This is a genomic window from Streptosporangium sp. NPDC004631 (assembly GCF_053601935.1).
This window is the reverse complement of record NZ_JBSGCR010000015.1, coordinates 150178-156372: the sequence shown is the minus strand read 5'-3', so window position 1 is coordinate 156372 and position 6195 is coordinate 150178. Positions and strand designations below refer to the sequence as shown.

Below are 6195 nucleotides of genomic sequence, written 5' to 3'. Positions count from 1 at the left end.
GCTCCGATCTGGGCGGTCGGCAGCGCGAGGGTCGCGGTCGGCTCGAAACCGGGCGCCCCCCGGATGTCCGGGGGGCCGTCCGCCGTTTCCGGAGACCGGGAGGCGCCGGGAGGTCAGGCGTCCGTCTTCGGCTTGGCGTCGACGCCCGCCTCCTTGCGCTGCTCCCCGGTGATCGGGGTGGGCGCGGCGGTCAGCGGGTCGAAGCCGGAGGCCGTCTTGGGGAAGGCGATGACGTCGCGGATGGAGTCGCCACCCGCCAGGAGCATGCAGATCCGGTCCCAGCCGTAGGCGATGCCCCCGTGCGGCGGCGGGCCGTACTTGAACGCCTCCAGCAGGAAGCCGAACTTGCTCTCCGCCTCCTCCTTGGAGATGCCGAGCACGTCGAAGACGCGCTGCTGCATCTCGGCCCGGTGGATACGGATCGAGCCGCCGCCGATCTCCATGCCGTTGCAGACCATGTCGTAGGCGTAGGCGAGGGCCTCGCCGGGGTGGTCCTGGAAGTTGTCGGCCCACTCGGGCTTGGGACCGGTGAACGGGTGGTGGACCGCGGTCCAGCCGCCCTCGCCGTCCTCCTCGAACATGGGGGCGTCCACGATCCACAGGAAGCTCCACGCCGACTCGTCGATCAGGCCGCAGCGGCGGCCGATCTCCAACCGGGCCGCGCCGAGCAGGTCGCGGGACGAGGAGGCCGCACCGGCGGCGAAGAAGATCGCGTCGCCGGGCGCGGCGCCCACCTTGGCCGCCAGCCCCGCGCTCTCGGTCTCCGACAGGTTCTTGGCGACCGGGCCGCCGAGCGCGCCGTCCTCGCCGACGAGCACGTAGGCCAGTCCCCTGGCACCGCGCGACTTGGCCCAGTCCTGCCAGCCGTCCAGCTCCTTGCGGCTCTGGGACGCGCCGCCCGGCATGATCACGGCACCCACGTAGGGCGCCTGGAACACCCGGAAGGCGGTGTCGGCGAAGAATCCGGTCATCTCGACCAGCTCCTGGCCGAAGCGCAGGTCGGGCTTGTCGGAGCCGTAGCGGGCCATGGCCTCCCAGTAGGTCATCCGGGGCAGCGGCGCGGGCAGCTCGTAGCCGATCGTCTCCTTCCAGATGCGGCCGATCAGGGCCTCACCCAGCGCGATGACGTCGTCCTGGTCCACGAAGGACATCTCAATGTCGATCTGGGTGAACTCCGGCTGCCGGTCGGCGCGCAGATCCTCGTCGCGGAAGCAGCGGGCGAGCTGGTAGTAGCGCTCCAGACCGGCGACCATGAGGAGCTGCTTGAACAGCTGCGGCGACTGCGGCAGGGCGTACCAGCTGCCGGGCTGGAGCCGGACCGGCACCAGGAAGTCGCGGGCGCCCTCGGGGGTGGAACGGGTCAACGTCGGAGTCTCGACGTAGTTGAACCCGTGCTGGTTCATCACCTCGTGGGCGAGGTAGGTGGCCTTGGAGCGGATCCGCATGGCCTGCGCGACCTGCCGGCGGCGGATGTCGAGGTAGCGGTACTTGAGGCGGGCCTCCTCCGAGACGCCCGCGGCGCCCTCGACCGGGAACGGCAGCGGCGCGGACTCGCTGAGCACCTCGACCTCGGAGGCGACGACCTCGATCGCGCCGGTCGGCAGCTCGGGGTTCTCGTTGCCCGCGGGGCGCACCCGCACCTGCCCGACGACCTTGACGCAGTACTCCGCGCGCAGACCGTGCGCGTCGTCCTCCTCGCGGAAGACCACCTGGGAGGAGCCGGAGGCGTCGCGCAGGTCGATGAAGACCACACCGCCGTGATCGCGGCGGCGTGCCACCCAGCCGGCCAGCGTCACCCGCTGCCCGGCGTGCTCGGCGCGCAGTGATCCCGCTTCGTGCGTGCGGATCATTTGTTCAGTCTCTCCTTCAGGGTCGTGACGATCTCAGCGAGCGGTACGGCGGCCTGGTCACCGCTGACCAGGTCCTTGACCTGGGCGGATCCCTCGGCGATATCTCGATCTCCGAGAATCACGGCGTAGCTCGCCCCCGACCGGTCGGCGCCCTTCATCGCGGCCTTGACGCCCTTGGCGCCGAACGACATGTCGGCGTCGAGGCCGGCCCGGCGCAGCTCGGTGATGAGCCGGAACATCCGGCGGGCCGCCTCGGCGCCCAGCGGCACACCGTACACCTGGACGCGGGACTCGGGGGTCTCGCCGTCGAGCAGCCCCTCGGCCTCCATCGCCAGAAGGGTGCGGTCGACGCCGAGCGCCCAGCCGACGCCGGGCAGCGCCGGCCCGCCGAGCGCCTCGCTGAGCCCGTCGTAGCGCCCGCCGCCGCCGACCGCCGACTGCGAGCCCAGCCCGTCGTGGACGAACTCGAACGTCGTGCGCGTGTAGTAGTCCAGGCCGCGGACCAGCCTGGGGTCGTCGGCGTAGGCCACACCTGAGGCGGTCAGCAGCGAGCGGACCTCCTCGTGGTAGGTCTTGCACGCCTCGCACAGGTGGTCGACGACCAGCGGGGCGCCGGTGAGCCGCGCCTGCACCTCGGGGCGCTTGTCGTCGAGCACACGCAACGGATTGATCTCGATCCGGGCCCGGGTGGGCTCGTCGAGGTCGAGCCCGCGCAGGAAGTCCTGCAGCGCGGCGCGGTAGGCGGGGCGGCACTCCCGGTCGCCCAGCGTGTTGAGCAGCAACCGGACGCCGGTCAGCCCCAGCCCGGCGTAGCCGTCGGCCGCCAGCACGATCAGCTCGGCGTCCAGCGCGGGGTCCTCCGCCCCCAGGGCCTCGGCGCCGACCTGCCAGAAGTGGCGGTAGCGGCCCTTCTGGGCCCGCTCGTAGCGGAACTGGCTGCCCGAGTACCACAGCTTCACCGGAAGCCTGCCGTTGTGCAGGCCGTGCTGGAGGACGGCCCGCACGACCGGGGCGGTGCCCTCGGGGCGGAGCGTGATCGAGCGTCCGCCCTTGTCCTCGAAGGTGTACATCTCCTTGGAGACGATGTCGGTCGACTCCCCGACACCCCGCACGAACAGCGCGGTGTCCTCGAAGACCGGTGTCTCGATGTAGCCGTATCCCGCGCGGCGGACCGGGGCGGTCAGCGCCTCGCGGACCGCGAGCGCCCGCTCCGAGCGGGGCGGGAGCCAGTCAAAGGTGCCCTTGGGCGCCTGCAGAGTCATCTTCTAAAGTCCCCTGGTGGGACCGGCGTACGGCGCGGCCTCCGCGAGATACGGGTTGGTGGCGCGCTCGTGGCCGATCGTGGTCTGTGGTCCGTGTCCGGGCAGGACCACCGTGTCCTCCGGCAGTGGCAGGCACTTGGTGGCCAGGCTGCGCAGAATGGTCGGGTAGTCGCCGCCCGGAAGGTCTGTGCGGCCGATGGAGCCGGCGAACAGCAGGTCGCCCGAGAACATCACGTCGGGGATCTCCTCGGTGCGGGGCAACCTGAACGTCACCGACCCCCTGGTATGGCCGGGGGTGTGGTCGACCGTCAGCTCCATGCCCGCCAGGCGCAGCACCTCACCGTCGGCCATCTCCCGCACGTCGTCGGGCTCGGTGAAGGTCAGCCCGCCGAACAGCTGCTGCCCTGCCGCCAGGGAGAGCCCCTTGCCCGGATCGGAGAGCAGCTCACGGTCTTCGGGATGGACCCACGCGGGGATGTCACGCGCGCCGCAGACCGGGGCGACCGACCACATGTGATCGATGTGCCCGTGGGTGACCAGCACCGCGACCGGCTTCAGCCGATGCTCGCGCAGCACGTCGTCCAGGTCGCCGACGGCGTTCTGGCCCGGATCGACGACGACGCACTCCTCGCCCGCGGCGGGGGCGACGACGTAGCAGTTGGTCTGAAACGACCCTGCGGGGAACCCGGCGATGAGCATCTGCCTCAGCTGATCTCGTCAAGAATACGGATGGGAATGTAACCGAAGGGTACCGGTGCGGGTCGGCGGGCTGCGAACCATTACCCATTGGCCGATACGATTCGCCCACCTCAATAAGTGATACTCCGGCACTCGGGAGGGCGAAGCGGTGAGCGGCAAGGACCGCCAGAAGCAGCTGGCGCGCGAGCACCACGAGCGGCAGATCCAGCGGCGCATGGAACGTGAGGCCCGTGCCAAGCGTAACGCGATCATCGGTACCAGCGGGGCCGTGGTGGTGGTCGTGGGCGGTGTGATCGCCGTGACCGCGCTGCTCGGAGGCGGTGACCCCTCCTCGGCCACGGTCGACCCGGCCCCGACGGCCTCGCCGTCGAGCCCGTCGGCGACCCAGGAGACCTCCGGGCCGACGGCGTTCGACCCCGCCGCCGGCACCTGCGGCTACGTCGCCGACACCGGCGGCGGCCCGGCCAAGGACGTCGGCCTGCCCCCGGCGAAGGTGGACATGTCACCCAAGACGATGACCCTGAAGACCAACCGGGGGGACATCGTCGTCGAGGTGTCGGCCAAGAAGACGCCCTGCACGGTCAACTCCTTCGCCTTCCTGGCCAAGAAGAAGTTCTTCAACGGCTCCAAGTGCCACCGCCTCGGCTCCGACCGGTTCCCGGTGCTGCAGTGCGGCGATCCGCTGGCCAAGGCCGACGGCAAGGGCCAGACCGACGGCCAGGGCGGTCCCGGGTACCGTTTCGTCAACGAGAACCTCAAGGGGGCGAAGTACACCCGGGGCGTCGTGGCCATGGCCAACAGCGGCGCCGACACCAACGGCAGCCAGTTCTTCATCGTGTACGGCGACGCCCCGCTGACCCCGGACTACACCCCGTTCGGTACGGTCACCAAGGGAATGGAGATCATCGACAAGGTGAACAAGGGCGGTGTCATCACGCCGGGGCCCGACGGCACCGGAGCTCCAAAGGAAACCGTGGAAATCAAAGACGTGACAATGTCCAGCAAGAGCTGACGTAATACAACCAAGAGGCGGTTAGCCTCGAAAGGCTGATGAAAGTGCGGGAGGACACGGTGAGCACCGACCCGTGGGGCCGGGTAGACGACGACGGCACCGTCTACGTGCGTACGGCTGAGGGAGAACGGGCCGTCGGGTCCTGGCAGGCCGGCGAACCGGAGGAGGCCCTGGCCTACTTCCATCGCAAGTTCGACGAGCTGGCCGGGCAGGTCACGCTGCTGGAACAGCGGGTCCGCGGCACCGACCTGCCGCCCGCCCAGGCGGAGGCGACCATCGTCAAGCTCCGCGAGGCGATCACCGGCGCGCACGCGGTCGGTGACCTCGACGCGCTGCTGGGGCGGCTGAACGCCGTCACGGAGCTGGTAGCCCAGCGCCGCGAGGAGGTCAAGGCCGCCAGGGACGTGGCCCGCGCGGAGGCCAGGGGCATCAAGGAGCGGATCGTCGCCGAGGCCGAGCGCATCGCCGACGACACCACCCACTGGAAGACCGGCGGCGAGCGGCTGCGCCAGCTCGTCGAGGAGTGGAAGACGGCCGAGCGCATCGACCGGGTCACCGAGGCCGCGCTCTGGAAGCGCCTCTCGGCCGCCCGCACGGCCTTCGCCAAGCGGCGCAAGGCCTACTTCGCCGGGCTGGACGAGCAGCGTGAGGGCGTGCGCTCCTCCAAGGAGCGCATCGTGGCCGAGGCGGAGGCGCTGGCCTCCTCCACCGACTGGGGCGCCACGGCGTCCGCCTACCGCGAGCTGATGCAGCAGTGGAAGTCGGCGGGCCGGGCCTCCCGGGAGGTCGAGGACGAGCTCTGGGGCCGCTTCAAGGGCGCCCAGGACCAGTTCTTCCAGGCCCGTTCGACGGTCTTCGCCGAGCGGGACGCCTCGCTCGCGGCCAACGCCGAGGTCAAGGAGCAGTTGCTGACCGAGGCCGAGAAGATCCTCCCGATCTCCGACGCCCGCTCCGCCAGGGCCACGCTCCGCGGCGTCCTGGAGCGGTGGGAGGCGGCCGGCCCGGTCCCGCGTGAGCAGCGCGACCGCCTTGAGGGCGGGCTGCGCAAGATCGACGACGCGGTCCGCAAGGCCGAGGAGGCGGAGTGGAAGCGCTCCAACCCCGAGGCCCGCGCCCGCGCGCAGAACACGGTCGACCAGCTCCGCAGGTCCATCGAGCAGCTGGAGGCCCGCCTGACCAAGGCGCAGGCGGCCGGCAAGGACAAGGACGCGAAGGACGCCGAGGAGGCCCTGACCGCCCGCCGTTCCTGGCTGGAGGAGGCCGAGCGTACACTCGCCGAGTTCTCCTGACGGATCCCGAGGTTTCCGGGGGCGTGCCCGCCATGGGCACGCCCCCGGAACCGTTACGGCCCTCGGGCCGGCGGATCGGGGAG

5 protein-coding genes are annotated in these 6195 nt (G+C 70.9%); 2 read left to right on the top strand and 3 right to left on the bottom strand.

Going from position 1 to position 6195, the window contains the following annotated elements; all coding sequences use genetic code 11:
• Nucleotides 1-113 precede the first annotated feature (113 nt).
• The 3 genes from aspS to ACWEF2_RS17740 are packed head-to-tail and all read right to left on the bottom strand — an operon-like array spanning nt 114 to nt 3811.
• Complete coding sequence (gene aspS / locus ACWEF2_RS17750) at nt 114-1850, bottom strand: aspartate--tRNA ligase (protein WP_453816417.1); 1737 nt, start codon at nt 1848-1850, stop codon at nt 114-116.
• Nucleotides 1847-3112, bottom strand: a complete 1266-nt coding sequence (hisS, locus tag ACWEF2_RS17745; RefSeq protein WP_453816416.1) for a histidine--tRNA ligase — start codon at nt 3110-3112, stop codon at nt 1847-1849. The genes aspS and hisS overlap by 4 nt, the downstream gene beginning before the upstream one ends.
• 3 nt (nt 3113-3115) lie before the next feature.
• Nucleotides 3116-3811, bottom strand: coding sequence for an MBL fold metallo-hydrolase (locus ACWEF2_RS17740; RefSeq protein ID WP_453816414.1), 696 nt, complete (start codon nt 3809-3811; stop codon nt 3116-3118).
• 148 nt (nt 3812-3959) lie between these two features.
• On the opposite strand from ACWEF2_RS17740, the gene ACWEF2_RS17735 reads away from it, so the two are divergent.
• On the top strand, nt 3960-4823 hold the full coding sequence (locus tag ACWEF2_RS17735) for a peptidylprolyl isomerase (protein WP_453816412.1): 864 nt from the start codon (nt 3960-3962) through the stop codon (nt 4821-4823).
• A gap of 59 nt (nt 4824-4882) precedes the next feature.
• Complete coding sequence (locus ACWEF2_RS17730) at nt 4883-6112, top strand: DUF349 domain-containing protein (RefSeq protein ID WP_453816410.1); 1230 nt, start codon at nt 4883-4885, stop codon at nt 6110-6112.
• Nucleotides 6113-6195: the final 83 nt, after the last annotated feature.